The sequence below is a fragment of the Streptomyces sp. NBC_01314 genome, assembly GCF_041435215.1.
Taxonomy (GTDB): Bacteria; Actinomycetota; Actinomycetes; order Streptomycetales; family Streptomycetaceae; genus Streptomyces.
In genome coordinates, this window is record NZ_CP108394.1 from 9,540,251 (window position 1) to 9,564,146 (window position 23,896).

Here is a 23,896-nt window from a genome sequence, read left to right on the forward strand (position 1 = left end):
CGTCATCACCGCACCCGCCCGCTGTTTCCGGCGCCTGCCCGACCCTTCAAGGCCTGCTCGGCCCTCGCGCGCCCGGCCGACCGCTCGGCGGCTGCCCCGCGTGGTCACCGCGCGTGAGGAAACCGGCGAATGGTGACTCATATTGCTGATGCCCGTATCCTCGTCAATGCCGGATATTTCCGATAAGCGGATTGTCCAGGGCGCGAGTGAGGCCAGCGTGGTGCGGTCCGACGGCCAGTCGATATTCACGGGACGTGCGACAGACGGCACGGGCCCCACGCCTTTCCGTGACACGGGCCCCACCCTGTTCCGTGAGCGCTTTCTGCAGGGCGAGTCGCTGGAGACCGGCGTACGCACGTCGATCCTCAGCTCCTGGCAGCGGTGCCGGTCCCTGGGGCTGTCGCCGGACCGGTCCGACCTTCCCTTCCGGGACGACTTCGACCGGGACGACCGGATCGCCCGTGCGGCCGCACCGGTGCTCGACCGGCTGGAGTCCAGGTTCGCCGGCAGTGCCATGAACATCTCCGTCGCCGACGCCAACGGCACCGTTCTCCTGCGCCGCTTCGGCAAGGCGTCGCTGGCCAGAGGGCTTCCGGACATCCAGACCGTCCCCGGGTTCGTGTTCGCCGAACGGTTCGCCGGTACCAACGGCATCGGTCTCGCCCTGGCGGAACGGCGGCCGATCCGGGTCTACGGCGCCGAGCACTTCGCCGAACGCTCCCAGGCCAGCGCCTGCCGCGCGCTTCCCGTGCGCGACCCGCTCAGCGGCCTCATCGAGGGCGTCCTGTGCTTCGGATATCCGCGAGGCTTCGAGCACCCGGCACTGGACGCCGTGATCCGCAAGGCGGCGGCGGCCATCGAGCGGCGGCTGCTGAGGCAGAGTTCCGTGCGTGCGCGTTCCCTGCTGCGGGCGTACCTGGACGCCGGGGTCGAGGCCGGCGCGGGCCCGCGCCACGGCGTCGGCGTCGACGAACTGGTCCTCGGGCTGCGCCCCGCCGACCGGGCGGCCCTCCTGGAGAAGGCCGCCGAGCTGATCTCCCGCGCACAGCGGGCCGCCGTCGACGTACCCCTGACGGACGGCCGACGGGTGACGCTCGTGAGCCGCCCGATGACCAGTGCCTCCGGAGTGGAGGGCATCGCCGTCGAGGCCGTGCTTCCCGGTGCGGCAGGGCACGAGCCCTTCGCCCCTCGCCTGGCCGGGCAGGTGCTGAGCCTCCCCGCCGAACCCGTGCGGCCCGTCGTGTCCGCCGACACCCCGGCCGTCCGGCGCTTGCCGAGGACCCCCCTCACCGTGGCGCCCGGTCCGCTCGCCGCCGTCCCGGCCCCCGGTCATCTGCGCGACGCCGCACCATCCGTCGGCATCACCGCGGCCGTCGACGGAGTCACCGACGGCGTCCTGACCGACGGCGTCACCGCCGACGGCTCCCCGGCCCCGGAGAGAGGTCTCCTGATGGTGGGGGAGCCTCATGTCGGCACCTACGCGCTGGCCGCGCGCCGCCGTCTGGAGCTGCTGTCCGAGGCCAGTGCCCGGATCGGAACCACCCTGGACGTGCGCCGCACCGCCCAGGAACTCGCCGAGACGGCGGTCCCGCGCCTCGCCGACTACGTCACCATCGACCTCGCCGAGCCCGTCCTGCGCGGCGAGGAGGCCGCTGACCCGCGCGGCGACCTGCGCCGCACGGTGGTCCACGGCATCCGCGACGACCTCCCCTTCAGCCCGGTCGGCAAGCAGGTCGACTACGGCCCGACCATCGCGCAGCTGCGCTCTCTGACCAGCGGGAAAGCGGTGCTGGAGCCGGATCTGAAGACGGCCGTGGGCTGGCTCGCGCAGGACCCCGAGCACACCGACCGCCTGCTGAGCCACGTCCACTCCCTCATCGCGGTCCCCCTGGTCGCCCGCGGCGTCGTGCTGGGAGTCGCCGCCTTCTACCGCGCACAGGACCCCGCCCCCTTCGGGGACGACGACCGCTCGCTGGCCCAGGAACTCGCCACCCGCGCTGCCCTGTCCATCGACAACGCCCGGCGCTACACCCGCGAACGCACCATGGTCCTGGCCCTGCAGCGCAGCCTGCTCCCGCAGGGACTCCCCGACCAGGACTCCGTCGAGGTCGCCCATCGCTACCTGCCCGCCGAATCCGACGTCGGCGGCGACTGGTACGACGTCATACCCCTCTCCGGCACCCGTATCGGCCTCTTCGTCGGTGACGTCGTCGGCCACGGCATGCTCTCCGCCGCCACCATGGGCCGCGTCCGCACGGCCGCCCGCAGCTTCGCCGAACTCGACTTCCCACCCGACGAGGTCCTCACCCACCTCGACAACCTCGTGGGTCGACTGGACCGGGAGGACCCCGTCTCCGACGGCGGCGGCATCATCGGTGCGACCTGCCTGTACGCCGTCTACGACCCGACCTCGCAGCAGTGCACCCTGGCCCGCGCCGGCCACCCGCCGCCCGCACTGGTCGGCCCCGACGGCACCGTGACGTTCCCCGAACTGCCCGCCGGACCTCCACTCGGCCTCGGAGGGCTGCCCTTCGAAGCCGTCGACATCCACCTGCCCGAGGGCAGTCAGCTGGTCCTCTACACCGACGGGCTCATCGAGGACCGTAACCGTGACGTCGACGTGGTCCTCGACCAGTTGCGTGAGGCTCTGGCCGACCCCGAGCGCGCCCCGGAGGAGACCTGCCGGGTCGTCCTGGACACGGTGGCGCCCGCCCACCCGGGCGACGACATCGCCCTGCTCGTCGCCCGCACCCACGCCTTCGATCCGCGGCGGATCGCCACCTGGGAGCTGCCCGCCGACCCGGCCCGCGTCAGCGAGGTCCGCGCCGCCGCCCTCCGGCAGCTGGCCGACTGGGGGCTCGACGAGGCCGCGTTCGCCGCCGAACTGATGCTCAGCGAGCTGGTCACCAACGCCGTCCGCCACGCCGCCGGGCCCATCCGGGTGCGGCTGCTCCGCGACCGCTCCCTGATCTGCGAGGTGTCCGACACCAGCAGCACCGCCCCGCACCTGCGCCGGGCGGCCACCACCGACGAGGGCGGCCGCGGCCTGTTCCTCGTCGCCCAGCTGTCCCAGAGCTGGGGCACGCGCTACACCCCGGAGGGCAAGGTCATCTGGGCCGAATGCGGACTCGACGGCGCTTGACGCGACCGACACCAGACGATGGCCAAATGCCGTAAATAATGCGATATCGGAGATTAGTATCGCTGGCGCAAGCCGAAGTCGGAAGAACTCGCCAGGCCGACCCCCGGAGCTGTCCGTGCACGACGCTCACGACACCTCTGCGCAGCCGGCCCCGCCCAGCGGGCCGGAACCGCTGATCCGTGTCCGCGGCCTCATCAAACGGTTCGGTGGCACCCTCGCACTGGCCGGGGTCGACCTCGACGTCCACGCGGGCAGCGTTCTCGCGCTCCTCGGCCCCAACGGAGCCGGAAAGTCCACTCTCATCAAGATCCTCGCCGGCGTCCACCACGCCGACGCCGGGCGGATCACCGTGGACGGGCAGCCACTCGGCAGCCACGCCGCCTCCCACCACATGTCCTTCATCCACCAGGACCTCGGCCTCGTGGAGTGGATGACGGTCGCGGAGAACATCGCCCTGAGCACCGGGTACGCCCGCCGCGCCGGACTCATCTCCTGGCGGCGCACCCGGGACCGCTGCACCGAGGCCCTGACGCTCGTCGGCGGACACCTCGACCCCGACGCGCCCATCGCCCGCCTCGCCCCCGCCGAGCGGTCCCTGGTCGCCATCGCCCGCGCCCTGGCCACCCACGCGAAGGTCATCGTCCTCGACGAACCGACCGCCCGCCTCCCCGCCGCGGACTGCGCCCGCCTCTTCCGCGTCCTGCACACCCTGCGCGACCGCGGCCACGGCATCCTCTACGTCAGCCACCGCCTCGACGAGGTGTACGAGGTCGCCGACACCTTCGCCGTCCTGCGCGACGGCCGCCTCGTCAGCCACGGCTCGACCGCGGGCCACAGCCCCGTCCGCCTGGTGCGTGACATCACCGGCGAGGAAGCGGCCGGCCACCGCCCCGTCACCGCACCGGCCGGCGGCCCCCTGGTCCCGGCGGGCGGCCCCGCCGTGCTGGCCCTCCACGGCGTACGGACCTCCGGCGCGGGAGCGGTCGACCTGGAGCTGAGATCCGGGGAGGCCCTCGGCCTGGTCGGTCTCTCGGGCGCCGGGCACATGGACCTCGGCCGGGCCCTCGCCGGTGCCCTCCCCCTCCTCGGGGGACGGGTCCTCCTCGACGGCGTCCCGTACCGCCCCCGTACGGTCGCCGACGCCGTCGGACACGGTGTCGCCTTCGTACCCGGCGACCGACAGCGGGAGGGCTGCCTCGCCGAGCTGACCGTACGGGAGAACCTGTTGGCCAACCCCCGCGCCGGAGACGGGCCGACGCCGCGCTGGATCGGCCCCCGCCGTGAACGCGCCGAGGCCGCCGCCCTGATCGAACGGTTCTCGGTGCGGCCCCGCGACAGCGAGGCCCCCATCGCCACCCTGTCGGGCGGCAACCAGCAGAAGGTCATGATCGGCCGCTGGCTCCGGACCGGGCTGCGCCTGCTGATCCTGGAGGAGCCGACGGCGAGCGTGGACATCGGCGCCAAGGCGGCCATCCACCGCCTGCTCGACGAGGCGCTCGCCGGAGGTCTCGCGGTCCTCCTCATCTCCACCGACTTCGAGGAGGTCGCGGGGGTGTGCGGGCGCGCCCTGGTCTTCGTCCGCGGAGCCGTGACGGCCGAGCTGACCGGACCGGCCCTCACGGTCGCGGGACTGACCCGGGCGGCCTCGGCCATGCCCTCCGCCGGAACCGCGACGAACCCGTGACCAGCCCACCCTCCCCACCCTCGCCGTCCGCGCCGCGCCCGCGTCGACCGCGCCCGCCGAAACGGCTCGGCCCCCGTGGAGGCCTCGGCGAACACTTCATCGGCGCCTACGGCCTCCTCATCCTCACCGTCCTGCTCGTCCTGGTCTTCTCCCTGGCCCTGCCGCGGACCTTCCCCACCCTGGACACCGTCGACTCGATCCTCTCCACCCAGTCGATCCCGGCCGTCCTCGCGCTCGCCGCCATGGTCCCCATCGTGACCGGCGCGTTCGACCTCTCCATCGGCTACGGACTCGGCCTGGCGCACGTCATGGTGCTGTACCTCGTCGTCGACGCCGGCTGGCCCTGGCCGCTCGCCTGCCTCGCCGTGATCGCCGGAGGGACGGTCGTGGGCGTCCTCAACGGGGTCGTCGTCGAGTTCGGCCGGATCGACTCCTTCATCGCCACCCTCGGGACCGGCAGCATGATGTTCGCCGTCACCGGCTGGATCACCGACGGCGGCCGGATCGTCCCCGGCCCCCAGGGCCTCCCGCCCGCCTTCACCGACCTCTACACCTCCACGTTCCTCGGTCTCCCGGTCCCCGCCTTCTACGTGCTCGCGCTCACGGTCGCCCTCTGGCTGGTGCTGGAGCGGCTGCCCATCGGCCGCTACCTGTACGTCGTCGGATCGAACCCGCGCGCCGCCGACCTGGTCGGCATCCCCGTCCGCAAGTACACCGTCTGTGCCTTCGCCGCGTCCGGCCTGATCGTCGGCTTCGCCGGGGTGCTGCTCGCGGCCCAGCAACAGATCGGCAACCCGAGCGTCGGCCTGGACTATCTGCTGCCCGCCTTCGTCGGGGCCCTCCTCGGCTCCACCGCGATCAAACCAGGCCGCCCCAACGCCCTGGGCACCCTCGTCGCCGTCGCCGTCCTGGCCGTCGGCCTCACCGGCATCGCCCAGATGGGCGCCGACTTCTGGATCGTGCCGCTGTTCCACGGCGGCACCCTGCTCCTCGCCGTCGGCCTCGCCGGATACGCCGCCCGTCGCCGGACGCGCACCGGCGTCGTCGCGGCCCGCGACGCGCCCGCCGTGACAGCGCGGCCGCCGGGCGGTGCCCCATGACCTCGGCCGCGCGCACCGCCGCCGTACCACCGTCGGGACCCGGCCGCGCCCTCCCGCTCGTCCCTCCGCGAGGAGCCTCCGTGCACCACAAACGCAAGTCCGACTCCGGCGCGTCGAGAGCCCGGTACGCGACGGCCGCCCTGCTGACCGTGACGACCGCCCTGCTCGCCGGATGCGAACGCGGCTCGTCCGGTGACCCGGACGAGTCCGCCTCGGGCCCGAGCGGCTGCCCGAAGGCCCACGCGGAGGCCCGGAGCGCCGTCGACCGGGCGGAACGGACCGACGTCCCCTGGAACGGCCCGACCACCGGCCCCAGTGCCGTGACCGGCAGAACCATCGTGTACGTCGCCCAGACCATGACCAACCCCGGAGTCGCGGGCGCCGCCGAGGGCGTCCGCGAAGCCTCACGGGTCATCGGCTGGAACGTCCGGGTGATCGACGGCGGCGGCACCCCCGCCGGCATCCAGGCGGCGATGAGCGAGGCAGTGACCCTCCGCCCCTCGGGCATCGTCATCGGCGGCTTCGACCCCGGCACGACCTCGCAGCAGAACGCACGCGCCGAGCAGGCGGGCATCCCCCTCATCGGCTGGCACGCGGTCGCCGCACCCGGCCCCAGCCGGCGCCCCGCCCTCTTCACCAACGTCACCACCCAGGTCGAGGACGTGGCCAGGATCAGCGCGCAATGGATCATCTCGACCTCCGGCGGCGACGCCGGAGTCGTGATCTTCACCGACGCCTCGATCCCCTTCGCCAAGAACAAGTCCGACCTGATCAGAAAGGAACTCGCCACCTGCGCGGGCGTGAAACTCCTGGCGTACCAGAACATCCCGATCTCCGACGCGAGCAGCCGCACGCCCCGCGAGGTCTCCTCGCTCCTCTCCCGCTTCCAGAACACCTGGACCCACTCCGCCGCCATCAACGACCTGTACTTCGCCGACGCCGCGCCCGCCTTCCGCGCGGCCGGCAAGGACGGCGCGGGCCCGCCCTTCAACATCGGTGCCGGAGACGGCGACCCTTCCGCCTTCCAGCGCGTCAACAGCGACCAGTACCAGGCGGCCACCGTCCCCGAGCCGCTCACCCAGCAGGGCTGGCAGATCATCGACGAGTTCAACCGCGCCTTCTCCGGCCGCCCGGCCAGCGGCTATGTGGCTCCCGTCCACATCAGTACGGCCGACAACAGCGAAGGCGCCACGAGCTGGGACCCGTCGGGCTACCGGGAGGGGTACCGGAAGATCTGGGGCAGGTGACCGCGCCGCCGGGCCCGGGGAACCGCGCGCGGCCACCGGTCGGCGGCCCGACGCGGACGGCCCGTGTCGGACGGCCCGCGTCGGATCAGGACGCCTCGCCGGTCACAGACGCAGGACGATCAGCGCGGTGTCGTCGGTGTTGCCGGAGGGCGGAAGCAGATCGGCCAGGAGGGCGTCGGCCAGGGTCTCGGGGTCGTGCTTCCGGTGATGGGCCAGGGAGTCGGCGAGGCGCCGCAGACCCGTGTCGATGCCCTCGGCACGGCGTTCGATCAGTCCGTCCGTGTACAGGACCAGGGTGGAGTCCTCGACGAACGGTGTGCGGGCCTGGGGGCGGGCGGCGTGGGTGGGCCGGGCGGCGAGCGGAGGGTCGGTGGCGCCGTCGAGGAACGTGACGGTGCCGTCGGGGTGCACCAGGGCGGGCGGCGGGTGGCCCGCGCAGCTGTAGGTGATGGTGTGGCTGTCCCAGTCGATGAAGGTCGTCACGACGGTGGTCGACTCGGCGCCCTCGACGGAGCGGGCGTAGAGGTCGAGGGCCTCCAGGGCCTGGGCGGGACCGTCACAGACGCGGGTGGCCCCGCTCAGGGCGCTGCGCAGCTGCCCCATGACGCAGGCCGCCGCCAGGCCGTGGCCGACCACGTCGCCCACGGCCACCGCGAGGCCCTCGCCGGGCAGGCCGACCAGGTCGTACCAGTCGCCGCACACGTTCAGCGCGCCGATGGCCGGCCGGTACCGTACGGCCGCGTCGTGCTGCCCGGTCGGGCCGGGCGGGGGCAGCATCGCCGCCTGCAGGGCCAGGGCGACCTCGCGTTCGTGGGCATGCGCCGTGCGCAGCCGTTCGTTGACCTCCTGCAGCTCGCGGGCGCGGGTGTACAGCTCGGCCTCCAGCACCTGGGCCCGGCTGTCGCCGCCCGGGCCGCCCCGGGCGCGGATGAGTTCGGTGACCTCCTCGACCCGGTGGACGATCAGCGTCACCTTCCCGTCGGGGCCGAGGACGGGTGCGTTGACCGGGCTCCAGTAGTGCTCCTGCCAGAGGCCGGGGCGCCGCGGGTCCTCGATGTCGTAGCGGAGCAGCGCCATCGTGTCGCGCTCGCCGGTGGCCACCGTGCGCAGCATCGACTCCCGGGTCTCCCGCATGCCGGCCGCGGCCGGTTCGTTCGGGTTCTCGGGGAAGACGTCGAAGATGTAGCGGCCGAGGAGCTGCTCGCGGGAGCGCCCGGCAAGCCGCAGGAAGTCCTCGTTGGCGTCGGCGTACACGAGGTCGGGCGTGAGCAGCGCCACCATGCCGGGCAGTGCCCGGAAGACCTCCGCATAGTCGATATGCGGTTCCCTCATGTCCAGCCTGCCTTGGCGCCGAGCGTCGGTGTGCCGTTCCACGATAGGGGTGAACGGGCCGCGACAACCGGCAGATCCGCAGCATCGGTGCGGAGCTTCTCCCCGCCCGCCACTTCGGACGTCCCGCGCCCCCCACCGTCCCCACCGCGCACAGGCCGCCGTCCGGCCCCTGACCGGCCGTGCGCACCGGGCCGGGGGTGAGGACCGAAAGAGTGAAACAGCGAGACCCGGAACGTGCCCGCGATCGTTCCTCCTCGGCCGCGCCGTGGGCGCGGCCGAGGAGGAACGCGGTTCACAGGACCGGGGCGGGTTCCCCGGGCGCCCTGGGTCGGACGGGGGTCAGAAGATGCCCGGACCCGGGGTCAGGATGCCGCGCGGGTCGTACTGGTTCTTCCACGAGGTGAACTGCGCCCACATCGGGCCGTAGTGCGCCTGCCAGTCGGCTTCGGTGAACGCGCAGGCGCCGTGTGGGTAGCGCACGCCGCCGACGGCGGCCGCCTCCTGGTAGAAGCGGTAGTTGCGGTCCATCATCCGTGCCGCGAACTCGGGATCGGGGCCGGACCCGGCCGCGTCGGTGAGCACGCTGACCAGCCAGACCCAGGGCCCGCTCGCCCCGCTGGGAAGCCGCAGCAGCGGCCGGCCGTAGCTGGAACGCAGCATCGGGAAGACCAGCCCGAAACCTGTCGGGCCCAGGTCCTCGGCGGTCAACGACGAGAACACCGACTCGACGTACTCCTCGACGGCGCCGTCCGGCAGGAACAAATCCGACCAGGGCTTGACCTTCGCGTCCCAGTCCAGGTTCGCCGCGAAGGAGTCGTACATGTTGGTGACGAGGGAGATGTAGTCGAGATAGGGGGAGTCCTCGAAGGCCGCCGTGGCCGCTGCGGGGCTGAGCCCGCGGAGCAGGTGGGACGCGTCGGGCGCGTCACCCGGGTTGTGGAAGACGGTGGCCCACAGCGTCAGGGGCTGTGCCGTGCCCGGCTGGGGAATGCTGCCGAGCGAGTCGAACTCGCCCCGGTTCGCCAGGGTGCGGGTGTCCTGGAAGAACGTCGGTATGTCCGTGTACCCGATCCGGTACGTGCGGGCCAGCTGCTTGGCCGGAACCAGGTCGATGGTCGCGCGCGTGATCACACCGCACTGCCCGAGTCCGGCGAGGGCCGCCTCGAACAGGTCGCTGTTCTGCGTGCCGGAGCACCACTTCAGCCGACCGTCGCCCGTGACCACCTGGAGCCGACGGGCGTGGTCGACCTGTGCGCCGGCCCGGTAGGCCGACATCATTCCGATGCCGCCCATGGACAGGGTCCCGCCGACCGTCGTCCTGATGTAGCTGGTGATCGACGCCGGTGTGAGGCCCTGCTCGTACGCGGCCTCGATCACGTCCTGCCACAGCACTCCGGCGTCGACGTCGGCGCCGTCCGTGCCGATCGAGTGGATCGTGTTCAGCGACCGCATCTCGATGACCAGGCCACCGCTGACGAGCGGTTGGCCGAACATCGCGTGGTGTGCGCCGGCCGGTGCGACCTCGATGCCGTGGTCGGCGCAGAAACCGACCATTTTCCGGATGTCCTGGACGGAACCCGGCCGGAGTACCGCGCACGGTCTTCTGAACACGATGTTGCCCTGGTCGTGCGCGTTCGCCGCGAGGGACTCCGCGTCGAACGTGAGAGTGCCGTCGAGAGAGGGCGCGGTGGCGAAAGCGGAGTTCTCCGCAGCCGCGGCCTCCGTGACCCATTGCCGGGAGACCAGGTCGAATCCGGCCACGAGCGCTATGGTCCCGGCTCCGAACCGGGACAGGAACTGACGCCTGTTGACGGCACCGTGCTCTTTGTGTGACATGACAGCCTCCGTGGTGTCGACGCGGCGGATCGTCGGCACGCCGCTCGTGTGTGTCGTTCTGTTTCTTGGAGCGGAATCAGCTGGGCGAGACGTGCGGGCCCGACGGCCGCGCTCCGCGACGAGCGCCCCCGACCCGAGCCCGGGGGCCGGGCAGGCGGTTCCCTTCGACAGCGATCTCCCCCTGAAGTTCCGCTTACCGTCCATCATGGCTTCCAGGAGGCTCGCCGCGCGGTGATCCGAATCATCAACTGCGGTGAGATGCAAGGTCGGTGAGCGAACGCACGAGTCAACGCCGCCCACGGGCAGGGCAGTCGACTTCGGCAATGCGGCTTGTGCCCGTGTTCACGACGTTCCGGTTGGACTCAACTGTCGCGACATCCGCCCAGGTTGACGCCTCGTCATCAGCGGGAGTGATGATACGATCACCGCACTTACCGAACGGACGGATGGGTGCAAAAGGAGCATCCATCGTCTTTGGTGAATTCCTCGTGGCAACCCTGGAATGGCTGACCTTCGGTACGTGTGAATTGACAGGAATTCAGTAGCTGGCTATCAGCCGCCTGAAGAGGGTCTCATGACGCAATACATACAAAATCCGGCGCTCTGGGCACTCCTTGTCGTAACCCTTTTCGCCGCCGCCCTCATCGTTCGTCAGCGACGGGCGGCGCGGAAATTACGGCAGGAGATCGCAGGGCTCAGAAACCACTACGGTGAGTTGGAGAGCCAATACTCGGATTCCGTCCGCTCGGCCCAGCAGGAAGCCGAGGGGGAGACGAGGACAGCCCTGAAGTCCGCCATGCGGACACTGCAGGGTCTCGCCGCCGAGCAGCAGCGCATCATCTCCGGGCTGCAGCGCAAGTACGGCGACTCCGTCATGCTCCAGGACCTCCTGGAGATCGACCACATGAACGCACAGTTCGGCCGGCGGGCCCAGTCCATCGCCGTGCTGTGCGAGGGCTGGCTCGGCCGGCACCGTGATGTGGCCTCGGTCTACGACGTCGTCCGCAGCGCCCAGGGCAGGATCCGCCATTTCCAGCGGGCGCACATCCTGTCGAAGGTCGACTTCGGCGTCACCAGCCGGGCCGTCGAACCGGTGGCGCTGGCCCTCGCGGAGCTGCTCGACAACGCGACCAGCTACTCCAGCCCGGACACCGTGGTCGAGATCAACGTCCGGTCCGTGCCCAAGGGCGTCTGCATCATCGTCGACGACGCCGGTGTCGGCATGAACGAGGAGGAGAAGGCCAGGGCCGAGAAGCTCCTGACGAGCGAGCGGGTCACGGGCGTCTCCGGCCTGGGCAACCCGCCGCAGTTCGGCTTCGCGGTGATCGGTGTGCTCTGCGAGCGGTTCGGCTTCACGGTGTCGGTGGACTCCACCTCCCCCTACGGAGGGGTGCGGGCGGTCGTGCTGCTGCCCGACGACCTGCTCACCAGCATGCCGGAGCCGAAGCAGCCGACGGTGTCGATGGACTCGGTGGCGCCGAGGGAGGAGCCGTCGGTCGTCGAGACACGTCCCTCGGTGTACGAGCCCACCCCCGAGCCCTCGCTGCCCGTCGCCACGACCGAGGACGGTCTGCCCAAGCGGCGGCGCAAGCGGCCGATGGCCCTGGTCTCGACCAGCCCGTCCGCCCCGGCCGCCCCGAAGCGCCGCAGCGAGGAGACGGCAGCGATCATGGCCGCCTTCAAGCAGGGCACGGACGCCGGCCGCGCCACACATCCGGAGGCGGGGGAGCGGCCGGGCGGTACCCGTGACGCAAGCAGCGAAGGGCACGAGGTCCAATGAACAACGATCTTTCTTGGATGCTTGACAGCGCCTTGGAGATCCCCGGAGCTATCCACGCGGTTCTGGTCTCCTCCGACGGGCTGCTGAGGGCCCGTTCGAAGGGAGTGGACAAGGACGACGCGGACAAGGCCGCCGCCGCGATGAGCGGCATGCAGTCGCTCAGCCGATCGCTGGCGTTCTTCTGCTCCCGGTCGGATCTGCGCTGGCAGCAGACCCTGGTCGAGTTCGACGGCGGCTGGATCTTCCTGATCTCGGCCGGTGACGGCGCCTACCTCGCCGTGTCGGCCTCCTCCGACGTCGACATGGCGGACATCACCTTCCGGATGCAGCAGCTCGTCGGCCAGTTGGGCAAGGTCATGACCGCTCCGCCCCGGGAGAGCAGCGTGGTGGGGCCGTGAACGATTTCGACAAGCAGGAGCTCGAGGCCACCGAATTAGTGCGGTCGTACGTCATCACCGGCGGCCGCAGCCTTCCCGGCGAGAGCCAGTTCTCGCTGATCACACTGGTCACAGCGGTGACCGACCAGCAGCAGCGGCCTGCCCGCCTCTCGCCCGAGGAGCAGAACCTGCTGCGGATGTGTGTCGGCGGCTATCTCTCCGTCGCCGAGATCTCAGGACACCTCCACCTGCCGGTGGGGGTGGTGAAGATTCTGCTGGCCGCCCTCTCCGAGGCCGGCTACCTCGTCACCCGCCCGCCGGTGACGCGTGCTCCCGTCGCCAACCTGAAGATTCTCGAGGAGGTGCTCAATGGTCTCCAGTCCAAGTTTGGATGAGCGGGCGTACGTCCCGGGCGGAGAGACGCAGACCGCCGTGAAGATCCTCGTCGTCGGGCACTTCGCGGTGGGGAAGACCACGTTCATCGGGTCGATCTCCGAGATCTCGCCGCTCTCCACCGAGGAGACGATGACCCAGGCGGGCGAGGCGATCGACGATCTCAAGGGCGTCCAGGGCAAGACCACCACCACGGTCGCCATGGACTTCGGCCGGCTCACCGTCAGCGACCGCGTCGTGCTGTATCTCTTCGGCACACCCGGCCAGCAGCGCTTCGTGCAGATGTGGGAGGACATGGCACGCGGCGCCCTCGGGGCGCTGGTGCTGGTCGACCCCGAGCGGCTGGCCGACTCGTTCGCCGTGATCGACCTGATCGAGCAGTACGGACTCGACTACGCGATCGCGGTCAACCATTTCGACGGCACGTCCATACGTGACGCAAGGGCACTGCGTGAAGCGCTGGATCTGCTCGACGACACCCCCATCGTCACGTGCGACGCACGGGACGAGCGGTCGTCGGCCGAAGCACTGATCACGCTCGTCCGCTACTTGATGGACCGTGCCCGTTAGGAGCAGAGCAGACATGACCTCCGATTCCACCTTTCCCGCACCCCCGCCGGGCTGTCCGGCCCACGGCAGCGGACTGCGGGTTCCGCTGTACGGGCCGGAGTACGCGGCCGACCCCCAGGCGTACTACGCGCACATGCGGCACTACGGGCCGACCGCGCCCGTCGAGATCGCGCCCGGTGTGGAGGCGACCCTCGTCACCGACCACGCGACCGCGCTGAGACTGCTCCAGGACTCCGGCAACTTCCGTAAGGACGCGCGCCGTTGGCGGGACGTCGCCGAAGGCAGGATCGGCCCGGAGAACCCGGTCGTACCGATGCTGGGGTACCGCCCCAACGCCATGTTCACCGACGGCGCCGAGCACGCGCGGCTCCGCCAGGCCATCACCGACAGCCTGGCCAAGGTCGACTCCCGCCGCATCAGCGACATGACCAAGCGGGCCTCCGACTACCTCCTGGCCCAGGTCTCCGCCCGCGGTTCCATCGACCTGATGAACGACTACGTCAAGCAGCTGCCGCTGCTCGTGTTCAACGAGCTGTTCGGCTGCCCGGCGGACATCGGCGACCGGGTCGTCTTCGGCATCTCCGGAGTCTTCGAAGGCGTCAACGCCGAGAAGGCGAACGAGGTGCTGGGTCAGGCCGTGTTCGAACTGGTCGCGCTCAAGCGGGCCCGGCCGGGCGACGACGTCACCTCGTACCTGATGCGGCACGAGGCGCGGCTGACTGACGAGGAACTGGTCCACCAGCTGATCCTGCTGCTGGGCGCGGGCGCCGAGCCGCTGCGCAACCTCATCGGCAACACCCTGCACCGGCTGCTCATCCACGACCGGTACGCCGACGGCGGCCTCATCGAGGAGGCCATCGACGACACGCTGTGGGAGAACCCGCCCATGGCGAACTACGCGCCGCACTACCCCGCGGCCGACCTGGAGTTCGGCGGGACGAAGATGCGGGCCGGAGATCTGGTCCTCGTCAGCATGACGGCCGCCAACACCGACCCGGCGCTCGCGACGGCCCGTCGGACGGGCGGCAGGCGGGCCCACCTGTCCTGGAGCGCCGGCCCGCACGCCTGCCCCTCCAAGGAACTCGCCCGGCTCGTCACCATGGTGGCCATCGAGAACCTGCTCAACCGGCTGCACGACATCGAACTCGCGGTGCCCGAGGACAGCCTGACCTGGCGTCCGGGCCCCTTCCACCGTGCGCTCGCCGCGCTGCCCTGCCGCTTCACCCCGCAGGTGATGCAGCGGCCGAACCCGCCCCGCGCGACGGAGACATCCGCACGTGGCGAGAACGCCCCGGCGGGCCGGAAGGCGGAGCGAGGTGTGTGGGGCTCCTTCCTCTCCTGGTTGAAGGGGTGACGCACGCCACAGCCTGTGTCAGAAGGCACTGCATGAGTATTCAACCAAAGGGGTAGTAACGCGGCGAAATTCGTGGTGACCAACGAACAAAGGGAGGTGTCGTGGACCACATATCCACCGGCGCCGCTTCTGCTCGACATCCGGACATTTCCCGCCGCTCCCGACGGCACACCGCCTTATCCCACGCGGAGGCCACGAGGGGCGAGACCCGCCACCTGTCGCCGCGACACGAGATACCCGCCGAGGTCGGCGGGTATCTTTCTGTGTCCTCCCGCCCTCTCGGCCCCCACGGGGCAAAACCCTCGCCCCAGGCCCCGTCCCCGCACTCCGAGCAACGGCGGGAGCACCGGTGAGCGCCGGCGGGTCCGGCGCCGGGAGGACCCGGAGAGACCGGACGCTCGGCGAACTCGTGACAGGCCAACTGCTGCGGCTGTGTCAGGAGTCGGGGCTCGGACGATCCGACGCCGAGACATACGCGCACGTACTGACCGACTCCCTCGGAGCGACGGCCGAACGGTCCCTGGACCTGCCGCCCCCCTCCCGGAGCTTCCTGTCGGACGACTCCACGCCGGTGGAGTTCTCGCTCTCCTTCACACCGGACGCGCCAACGAGGGTGCGGGTGCTGCTGGAACCGGGATGCGGCGCCGACAGCCTCCGGGAGAACGGCCGCACCGGACTGCGCGTCGTCCGGTCGATGGCGCGGCGCTGGGGCTTCGCCACCGAGCAACTCGACGCCCTGGAGGACCTGTTCCTGCCCCCCGACCCCCAGGGCCCCCTGGCGCTGTGGATCGCGCTGGAACTGTGCCCCGGCGGCGTCCCCAAGATGAAGGTGTACCTGAACCCGGCGGCGGCCGGCGCGACGAGGGCCGCCGAGACGGTTCGGGAAGCACTGGAACGGCTGGGCCACCGGCACGCCTTCGACGCGCTGCCGTCGGCCGACGGCTACCCGTTCTTCGCACTCGACCTGGGCGACTGGGCGGCGCCCCGAGTGAAGATCTACGCCACTCACCACGGGCTGCCGGTGACCGGCACCGGCGGTCTGTGCCGGATGGAATCCGGCCCCGACAGCGACACGCTGGAGGAGTTCCTCCGCACGGGCGGCGGATTCGGCGACGGAACGGGACACCCACTGGCCTCGGAGGCCCGGTTCGACCGCCGCCCCGTCCTCACCTGCCACTCGTTCACCCGGACGACCGGCGGCCCCACCGGCTTCACCCTCCACGTCCCGGTCAGGGACTACGCCAGGGACGACGGGGAGGCACTCCGGTGGGCCGGAACGGTCCTCGGCCGCCACGGGCTGGCCACCGACGCGCTCGACCGGCCACTGGCCGCCGTCACCCCACGGCCACTGCGGGACGGTGTCGGGCTCATCGCGTACGTGGCGCTGGCCCACGAGCTGGATCAGCCGCCCCGGGTGACCACGTACATCTCGTCGGAGGCCTACGAGGTCCGGCCACCGAACACCCCGTCGACGGACCACGGCACGCCGTCGTCCGGACGGCATGAGTACGGCCTCCGACACAGCGACGACGAGGCATTCCGCAGTACCTCAGGAGCAAGGATCAGCATGGAGCCCTACCGCATCAAAGTCGTCGAGCCCATCGCGCTCACCACTCGACCACAGCGCGAGGCGGCGCTGGAGCGGGTGCACTACAACCTCTTCGACCTGCGCGCCGAGGAGGTGACCATCGACCTGCTCAGCGACTCGGGCACCGGCGCCATCTCGGCCGCGCAGCTCGCCGCGGGCATGGAGGGCGACGAGTCCTACGCGGGCTCGCGCTCCTTCTACCGCTTCCACGAGACCGTGACCGAGCTGACCGGCTACCGGCACATCCTGCCGGCCCACCAGGGGCGTGCCGCCGAACGCATCCTGTTCAACACGCTCCTCGAACCCGGCGGCATCGTCCTGGCCAACACCCACTTCGACACCACACGGGCGAACGTGGAACTCTCTGGATGTCAGGCGCATGACATCCCGTGCGTCGAGGCCCGCGACCTCGACAGCGAGCGGCCCTTCAAGGGCAACATCGACCTCGACAGACTCCGGACCACACTGGAGGGACCGGACGGCTCCCGCGTCCGCGTGGTGATCATGACGATCACCAACAACGGCGGCGGCGGCCAGCCCGTCTCCATGGAGAACCTGAAGCAGACCGCCGAGATCTGCCGCCACCACGGCGTCCCCATGATCCTCGACGCCGCCCGCTTCGCCGAGAACGCCTGGCTGGTCATCCGCCACGAGGAGGCATACCGCGGCCACACCCCGCGCCAGGTCGCCGAAGAAGCGTTCCGCCTCGCCGACGGCTGTGTCATGAGCGCCAAGAAGGACGGCATCGTCCACATCGGCGGCTTCATCGGGCTCAACGACCCCGAACTCGCCGAGAAGTGCGAGCGGCTCCTCATCGCCACCGAGGGCTTCGCCACCTACGGCGGTCTCGCGGGCCGCGACCTCGACATGATGGCCACCGGCCTCCTGGAGGTGACCGAACCCGCCTACCTCGCGGAACGGGCCGACGTCGCCTCCCACCTCGCCGACCGCGTCCGCTCGGCGGGCGTCGACATCCTCGAACCCCCGGGCCTGCACGCCCTCTACCTCAACGCGGGCCGCCTGTTCCCGCACATCCCGCCCCACAACTACCCGGGCCACGCCCTCGCCTGCCGCCTCTACCTCGAAGGCGGCATCCGCTCGGCCGAACTCGGCTCCCTCTACCTCGGCGAGGAGGACGAGGACGGCAATCCCATCAAGAGCGCGCCGTACGAACTGGTCAGACTGGCGCTCCCGCGCCGTGTCTACACCCGCAGTCACTACGATCACGTCGGCCGGACCCTGGAACAGATCGCCAAGAACGCGGAATCCGTCCACGGCTACCGAATCGTGGAACAGTCCCCGATCCTGCGGCACTTCCGCGCCAAACTGCAGCCGGTGACCAGCTGAAACAGCTCCACAGGGTGTCCGGGGCATCCCGAACTTCCTGAATGTCCTGGACATCCCTGACGCGTGACGTCGACGCCCCGCCGGAGTGACCCACTCTCCGCCGGGGCGTCGCCTTCCCGTCCGCGACGCGGGGCGACGGGACGTCCGGGGAACACGCACCGCCGATATTCGCTTGCACGCCCTCCGGCACTCGGGTCAGCGTCGTCCGACACCTGACGAAGGCGGAGAAGATGACCACCGAGCCCCACCCCGTCGATCACGAACTCATCCGGGCCGCGGCTGACGTCGCACGCACTCGATGCCGGGGCGACAACCACACCATGGCGGCCGCGGCCCGCGCCCGGGACGGCCGGATCCTCACGGCCGTGAACGCCTACCACTTCACCGGAGGCCCCTGCGCCGAACTGGTCCTCATCGGCGCTGCCGCCGCCCAGGGCGCCTACGAGCTGGACACCATCGTCGCCGTGGGCGACCGCGACCGGGGAGTCGTTCCGCCCTGCGGACGATGTCGACAGGTCCTTCTCGACTACTTTCCCGCCCTCAAGGTCATCGTCGGTGAGGACGCCCACACCCGAACCGTCCCCATCGCCGACCTGCTGCCCGAAAGCTACGTCTGGGCCGACCATCAGCTCGACGCCGAGTAGACCGGCCCGCAACGCCGCATGAGGTGCGATCGGCAGCCTGCGCACACCGTCCGCGGCGAATTTCCCCAGGTGATCTGGAGCGGACTGGAGCAGACGTGATATGGGCCATACGCCCTTATTGTCTGTCATGGGTAGCTTGGGGTGATTGCCCCGTCCGCGGTGATGCGTCGCCGAGTGCACCGCCTACCGATCCCCTGTCCGGGAGACCCATGCGCCCTCGAATAACCTCCGTGTCGCCCCTCGCCCTGACGGGCGGTGCGCTGATGGTCGGAGTCGGCGGTCTGTATCTGGCCGGGCTGCTCGTCACGGGTGGTGAGGTCGAGGCGGGTACGACGGTGCGCGGAGTGGACGTCGGAGTGGACATCGGGGGCCTCAGCCGTGCGGAGGCCATCCGCGAGCTGGACGATCACCTGGCGGTGGCCGGCTCGCGGGAGCTGGCCGTGAAGATCGGTGATCGCAGCGCATCCATCGACCCGCGGCAGGCCGGACTCATCTTCGACGCCGAGCAGACCGTCGACCGGGCTGCACGCACAGCCGCCGATCCGTTCAGCGTGATCGGCGGGTTCTTCCGCTCGGGGGGCGACATCGAGCCGGTCGTACACCTCGACAAGGGCAAGGCCCGCACCGTTCTCGGGAAGCTGGCGCGGACGCTCGACCAGAAGGTCCGCGACGGGGCCGTCACCTTCGAGAACGGCCGGGTCGAGCAGGTCGCTCCGCACCGTGGTTACGCGCTGGACGTGGACGCGGCGGTCCGCACCCTGCGAACCACCTTCCTGCACGGCGCGGCGGACACGGTCACGGCCCTGCCCACCCGCGAGACCCAGCCGCAGGTGGCGGCGGAGGAGGTACGGCGGGCGGTGCGCGACTTCGCGCAGCCGGCGATGTCGGCGCCCGTCACGCTCACCACGGGCGGCAGGCGGTTCACGATCAGTCAGGCCGTGGTGGGCGAGTACCTGAGGATGCGGCCGGACGACTCCGGCAGACTGATACCGAAACTGGACGGCAAGGGCCTGCGTTCCGTCCCCGCGGTGGCCCGCCCGCTGGCCGGCGTCACTGCCACGGCCGAGAACGCCCGACTGCGGCTGGACGGCGACCAGGTCGTGGTGGCCGGCGATGCCCGGACCGGCGTACAGGTCACCGACAAGGCACTGAGCGAGGCCGTGCTGCCGCTGCTCACCAAAGCGGGCGCCGACCGTACCGGGGAAGTGGCCGCGCGACGGATCCAGCCGCGGGTGACCCGCGAGAACGCGGCGCGGCTGGGGCTGACGGAGAAGATGTCCTCCTTCACCGTCAACTTCGAACCGGCGGCGTACCGCACGAAGAACATCGGGCGCGCCGCGCAACTCATCAACGGCTCCGTCGTCATGCCCGACGAGACCTGGAGCTTCAACCGGACCGTGGGGCAGCGCACCGAGGCCAACGGCTTCGTCGAGGGCATCATGATCCTCGACGACCAGTTCACCAAGGCGTCCGGCGGCGGTGTCTCCGCGGTGGCCACGACCATGTTCAACGCGATGTTCTTCGCCGGGGTCAAGCCCGTGGAGCACGGCGCCCACTCCTTCTACATCGAGCGCTACCCGGAGGGCCGTGAGGCGACGGTCGCCTGGGGCAGCCTCGATCTCAGGTTCACCAACGACTCGGGCAACGCCATATACATCCAGGCCGAGTCCACCGACACCTCGGTGACCGTCACCTTCGTCGGCACCAGGCCCTACGACGAGATCAAGTCGGTGAAGGGACCCCGGAGCAACGTGAAGCCGCCGGAACAGAGGGTGAGCGCCGACAAGAAATGCGTGCCGCAGACCCCGCTCGAAGGCTTCGACGTCACCGTGGAGCGGGTCTTCTACAACGACGGCAAGGAAGTAGGACGGGAGCCGTTCCGCACCCACTACACCCCGCGTGACGAGATCACCTGCGAAGCCCCTCAGCAACCCGACAGCGGTCGGCCCGACGCCAGGTAGGCCATGCTGTGCGCCGCCCACGGGTACGGCTCCACGGCGCGCAAGGGGGTAGGGGGCCCACAGATACGCGAAGGCAGTGTGCGGAGCCCTCCCTGCGTGTCGAACGGGCGTACCCCTGGGGGAACGGGATGGGCCCGGGCAGTGTGACGTCACGCGGCCCGGGCCGAGGGATGTGCTGTCGGCCGGGTGGTGGTCAGCGCTGGGTGTAGATGAAACCGACCTTGTCGACCTCGTCGTCGGAGCGGCCGTGGAACCCGGCGATCTGCCGGCCGGACGGCGCGGTGCGTGTCACGCAGTCGGAGGTCGTGGTGCCGCCGGCCAGGGTTCGGCCGAGGCTGGTGGTGAACCGGGCATAGAAGATCCGCGTGTGACCGTCCTTCTGCCCTTGGCACAGGTGCGCCGTCGAGACGTACTCCCCGCTGCCGAGTGTCAGCGAGGACGCGGTGCCGCCGGAGCCTCCGTGGGTGAGCGTGGTGCCGTTCGACAGGGTCAGGCTCAGCTGGTCGATGCGGGAACCGGCCCGCAGCGCGACGGTGGTGGCGCGGGCGCCGGCGGGCACGCCACCGATGTCGTTGTAGTAGTCGCCGTGCGGGCCGCCGAACTGGTCGCTGAGCTGGAAGGCGGCATTCCGCGACCAGGAGAAGTCCACGGTGAGCGGATCGTGGTCGGAGAGCATGAGCCCGTCGTCGGTGAGGAACTCGGAGTGCTCGTTGTTGTAGGACGTGGCGTTGAGCGAGACGAGCTTGCTGCCGCGGTAGAGGATCTTGTCGACGACCTCGCAGTCGTTGGGGACGGTGGTCCCCGTCTGGTCGCAGACCAGGGCGTCGCTCCCCTTGGCGGGAGCCACGCCGCCGCGGATCAGTTGGACCCAGGGGTCGGTGAGACCGTTGGCGGCGGCGAACTCGGCGATGGTGTCGCCGGTGCGGGTGTAGCGGGTGTTGGTGTCGCCCATGACGACTACGGCGTTGCCCGCGGAGTGGGTGCTGATGAACTCGGTGAGCTGGCTGAGGTTGTCGGCTCGGGCGGCGAGGTCGTCGTCGTTGACACCGGCGTTGGTGTGCAGGTTGTAGAAGTCGACGTAGACGCCCTCGGCGAGGCGTTCCCGCATGAAGGTGAAGCCTTTGGGGGTCAGGCAGTCGCCCGAGCCGTAGGTGCAGGTGTTCCAGCCCACCCGTTCGAAGTCGTCCTCGTCGTAGGAGATCTTCGACAGGGTGTTGAGCCCGCTGCCGATGCCGGCGCCGCCGCTGGTGGGGGTGCGGTGGGCGTGCGTGGTGTCGGCGGCGTAGAGGTAGGCGTGGTAGTTGAAGTCCTCCTGGACGTGGACGATGTCGTACGGCGCCGTCCGCTGCCCGATCGTCGTGGTGCTGGACTCGCGGGGCGTCGCTGCGCTGGAGATCGCTTCGGGCAGGCCGGCGACGTTGTAGCTGAGGACGTTGAAGGTGCCCGACTCGGCGGCCGCCGCGGAGGGGGCGGCCGCGATGAGCCCGCCGAGGGCGGCGGCTGCCGCCACCAGACAGGCGAGGGGTCTGCGCATGGGGAGCGTCTCCTGGGGGGAAAGCGGTTGTGGGGGCCGTCGCAGAAGTTACCGCTGGTTACCCCAGGCTTGTCGAGAGGCTGGACGCTATTCAAAGGAACCGCCGACCGTACACAAATGATCCGGACGTGCGCCGTCGAGGATTCACGGCAGGAAACCACTCACGTAGTGCCGGTCCCGGCCCCGATCCCTGCCGACGGCTCTTGTCCGGGGCGGTGATACAGCGTCTCGGAAACTCTGTGTGTGCCTGAGGGTTTCAGGCTTTTCGGGCGCGGCGTGGCCGTGTGGCGTCACGGTGGGGTCCGAACCTCGGGGTGAGGTGGTGGACTTCGGTGGCGTGCACGTGGTGGAAGCCGGTCCGCTCGGCGGCGCGGGTGCGCCGTCGACAGGTTTCGCGTGAGAGCCGCCCCCGCCACGCCGGAGAAGCCTCCGGGTGGGGTGGGACGGGTACTCCATGACCTGGCACCGGTCCGGGAGGGGCTGGTGTCTTGGTGTCATGCCCCGCCGGACGCTGAACCACCCCGGCAGGGGTGGTGGCGGGGACCGTACGCACATCGGGCATACGGCGGGAAGTCTTCACAGCCACAGCCACAGCCACAGCCACTGCTGGGGCGGGGGCTGTGGCTGGCTGTCCGGCCGGGCGTGGGATGTGCCGCTGGTGTGGGCCGGTGGGTCTGCTGGGGGTGGGGTGGCCTTTGCCGGGGGTGGTTCTGGGCCCGCGCGGGCGGGGTGGTGCGGCCTGTTTGCGGCGGGCGCGGCGCAGGTGGCGGGTGGTCTTCTTCGGTCGGCGTACCGGGCGGACGGTGCCTTCCACGGTGGTGCGGATGGTGCGGGTGCCGGTGGCGCGCTCGGTGACGGTGTGGGACTGGGCGAGCAGGCCGCGTGCGACGATCCGCCGGGCTGCGGCATGGTCACGGTCCATGGACAGCCCACAGCGGGCGCAGTGGGCCCAGCTCCGGCCCCGCTCCTCGAGCCGGTCGGGGGCGGGGTGGTGGCCGAGTGGGTGCAGGCATCCGGGGCATTGGGCGGAGGTGCCGCGGGCCGGGACGGTGACCACCGCGATCCCCGCCTTGGTGGCCAGGTGCCGGATCGCGTCGGCGACGGTGCCGCGGACCTGCCCGGACAACCGGGCGTTACCGCGCCTGCGCCCGCGGGCTTCCAGGGTAGTGAGGTCTTCCAGGTAGATGACGGTGGCGCCGAGTGCGGTGCTCTGGTCGATGGCCCAGCGGGCCGCCGACCAGGCCAGTGCCTGGTTGAGGTGGCGGATGCGGGCACACACCCGCTGATGCTCCACCTGAAGCACCGCAGCCTTGTCCAGGAGTTCGGCCCGGGCCAGGTGCGGGGAACCGTATCCGTCGGCGAGGTGCTGGTAGTGGTCGCGTTTGGCGGCGAGGTGTTCGCGGTGGCCGCGCAGCCGGTGCAGTTTCGCACTGACCGCGGTGGCGTCGAAGATCAGGGGGCGGTCGTCGGTGACCACCCGCGCCGTCTCGCCCTGGCCGGACAGGCGGCCCACCGTGCCGGTGAGCAGGGTGTTGACGCCCCAGTCGAACCCGATGGCTACCCGGTGCCCGGAGGCTGTGGTGGGCGGGGCGGGACGGGAGTGCGGCAGGTCCACCGCGATGCGCCCGCCACCAGCCGGGCGCAGGGTGGGGGTGTGCAGGACCGCATCGGCCCGCACGGTGCCCGGCAGGCGGATGTCGATCACATGCCAGGCCCAGTCCCGCCCCGATACCGGTGCCGCACGCAGCGGGAGTTTCACCCGCAGCCGGGCCGTGACCTCGTCCACCCGTACCAGGGTGACCTGTTGGCGGTCCATCGCCGCCAGCACCACCAGCCCAGCCACCCGCGGCGCATCCTCCAGCTCACACAACCCCGCCGGCAGCCGCCCGTGCTCACGCAGAAAGCCACTCACCTGCCGGGTGCGGTTACGGATCTCCGCGGCGCTCACCCCCACGGGCAGAGCGGCCCGCAGCGCCGTCCACTCTTCCCCGGTGCGCCGAGGGGGTT

16 protein-coding genes are annotated in these 23,896 nt (G+C 70.7%); 12 read left to right on the forward strand and 4 right to left on the reverse strand.

Annotation, left to right across the window (positions count from 1 at the left end):
• Window positions 1-217: 217 nt before the first annotated feature.
• The 4 genes from OG622_RS42060 to OG622_RS42075 all read left to right on the forward strand — a co-directional run bounded on the left by OG622_RS42060 (window position 218) and on the right by OG622_RS42075 (window position 7,173).
• Complete coding sequence (locus OG622_RS42060; RefSeq protein ID WP_371582046.1) at window positions 218-3,142, forward strand: SpoIIE family protein phosphatase; 2,925 nt, start codon at window positions 218-220, stop codon at window positions 3,140-3,142.
• A 115-nt stretch (window positions 3,143-3,257) separates the two neighbouring features.
• Window positions 3,258-4,826 (forward strand): sugar ABC transporter ATP-binding protein, encoded by a 1,569-nt coding sequence (locus OG622_RS42065; RefSeq protein ID WP_371582048.1) that lies wholly within the window; start codon window positions 3,258-3,260, stop codon window positions 4,824-4,826.
• Window positions 4,823-5,926 (forward strand): ABC transporter permease, encoded by a 1,104-nt coding sequence (locus tag OG622_RS42070; protein WP_371582050.1) that lies wholly within the window; start codon window positions 4,823-4,825, stop codon window positions 5,924-5,926. The genes OG622_RS42065 and OG622_RS42070 overlap by 4 nt, the downstream gene beginning before the upstream one ends.
• A gap of 140 nt (window positions 5,927-6,066) precedes the next feature.
• Window positions 6,067-7,173: a substrate-binding domain-containing protein gene (locus OG622_RS42075; protein WP_371584392.1), complete on the forward strand. Its 1,107-nt coding sequence runs from the start codon at window positions 6,067-6,069 to the stop codon at window positions 7,171-7,173.
• A 102-nt stretch (window positions 7,174-7,275) separates the two neighbouring features.
• Here OG622_RS42075 and OG622_RS42080 read toward each other — a convergent pair whose 3' ends face one another.
• Complete coding sequence (locus OG622_RS42080; protein ID WP_371582051.1) at window positions 7,276-8,505, reverse strand: PP2C family protein-serine/threonine phosphatase; 1,230 nt, start codon at window positions 8,503-8,505, stop codon at window positions 7,276-7,278.
• A gap of 339 nt (window positions 8,506-8,844) precedes the next feature.
• Window positions 8,845-10,341, reverse strand: coding sequence for an FAD-binding protein (locus tag OG622_RS42085; protein ID WP_371582053.1), 1,497 nt, complete (start codon window positions 10,339-10,341; stop codon window positions 8,845-8,847).
• A 574-nt stretch (window positions 10,342-10,915) separates the two neighbouring features.
• Here OG622_RS42085 and OG622_RS42090 point away from each other — a divergent pair.
• The 8 genes from OG622_RS42090 to OG622_RS42125 all read left to right on the forward strand — a co-directional run bounded on the left by OG622_RS42090 (window position 10,916) and on the right by OG622_RS42125 (window position 20,355).
• Window positions 10,916-12,121: a sensor histidine kinase gene (locus OG622_RS42090; RefSeq protein WP_371582054.1), complete on the forward strand. Its 1,206-nt coding sequence runs from the start codon at window positions 10,916-10,918 to the stop codon at window positions 12,119-12,121.
• Window positions 12,118-12,519 (forward strand): roadblock/LC7 domain-containing protein, encoded by a 402-nt coding sequence (locus tag OG622_RS42095; protein WP_371582056.1) that lies wholly within the window; start codon window positions 12,118-12,120, stop codon window positions 12,517-12,519. The genes OG622_RS42090 and OG622_RS42095 overlap by 4 nt, the downstream gene beginning before the upstream one ends.
• Window positions 12,516-12,893 (forward strand): DUF742 domain-containing protein, encoded by a 378-nt coding sequence (locus OG622_RS42100; RefSeq protein WP_046707128.1) that lies wholly within the window; start codon window positions 12,516-12,518, stop codon window positions 12,891-12,893. The genes OG622_RS42095 and OG622_RS42100 overlap by 4 nt, the downstream gene beginning before the upstream one ends.
• A complete protein-coding gene (locus tag OG622_RS42105; protein WP_013005331.1) occupies window positions 12,868-13,461 on the forward strand; it encodes an ATP/GTP-binding protein in 594 nt (197 codons plus the stop codon). The genes OG622_RS42100 and OG622_RS42105 overlap by 26 nt, the downstream gene beginning before the upstream one ends.
• Window positions 13,462-13,474: 13 nt before the next feature.
• The gene (locus tag OG622_RS42110) at window positions 13,475-14,815 is read left to right on the forward strand and encodes a cytochrome P450 (protein ID WP_371582058.1); all 1,341 of its coding nucleotides are present in this window, start codon (window positions 13,475-13,477) and stop codon (window positions 14,813-14,815) included.
• A gap of 349 nt (window positions 14,816-15,164) precedes the next feature.
• Entirely contained in the window at window positions 15,165-17,750 is a 2,586-nt protein-coding gene (locus OG622_RS42115; RefSeq protein ID WP_371582060.1) for a tryptophanase, read from the forward strand.
• Window positions 17,751-17,980: 230 nt separating this feature from the next.
• Complete coding sequence (locus OG622_RS42120) at window positions 17,981-18,394, forward strand: cytidine deaminase (RefSeq protein WP_371582062.1); 414 nt, start codon at window positions 17,981-17,983, stop codon at window positions 18,392-18,394.
• A 209-nt stretch (window positions 18,395-18,603) separates the two neighbouring features.
• Window positions 18,604-20,355 (forward strand): VanW family protein, encoded by a 1,752-nt coding sequence (locus tag OG622_RS42125; protein ID WP_371582063.1) that lies wholly within the window; start codon window positions 18,604-18,606, stop codon window positions 20,353-20,355.
• A gap of 193 nt (window positions 20,356-20,548) precedes the next feature.
• On the opposite strand, the gene OG622_RS42130 is transcribed toward OG622_RS42125, so the two are convergent.
• Both OG622_RS42130 and OG622_RS42135 read right to left on the reverse strand, forming a co-directional pair.
• Complete coding sequence (locus OG622_RS42130; RefSeq protein ID WP_371582064.1) at window positions 20,549-21,889, reverse strand: jacalin-like lectin; 1,341 nt, start codon at window positions 21,887-21,889, stop codon at window positions 20,549-20,551.
• A gap of 256 nt (window positions 21,890-22,145) precedes the next feature.
• Entirely contained in the window at window positions 22,146-23,732 is a 1,587-nt protein-coding gene (locus tag OG622_RS42135; RefSeq protein ID WP_371582065.1) for a zinc ribbon domain-containing protein, read from the reverse strand.
• Window positions 23,733-23,896 lie beyond the last annotated feature (164 nt).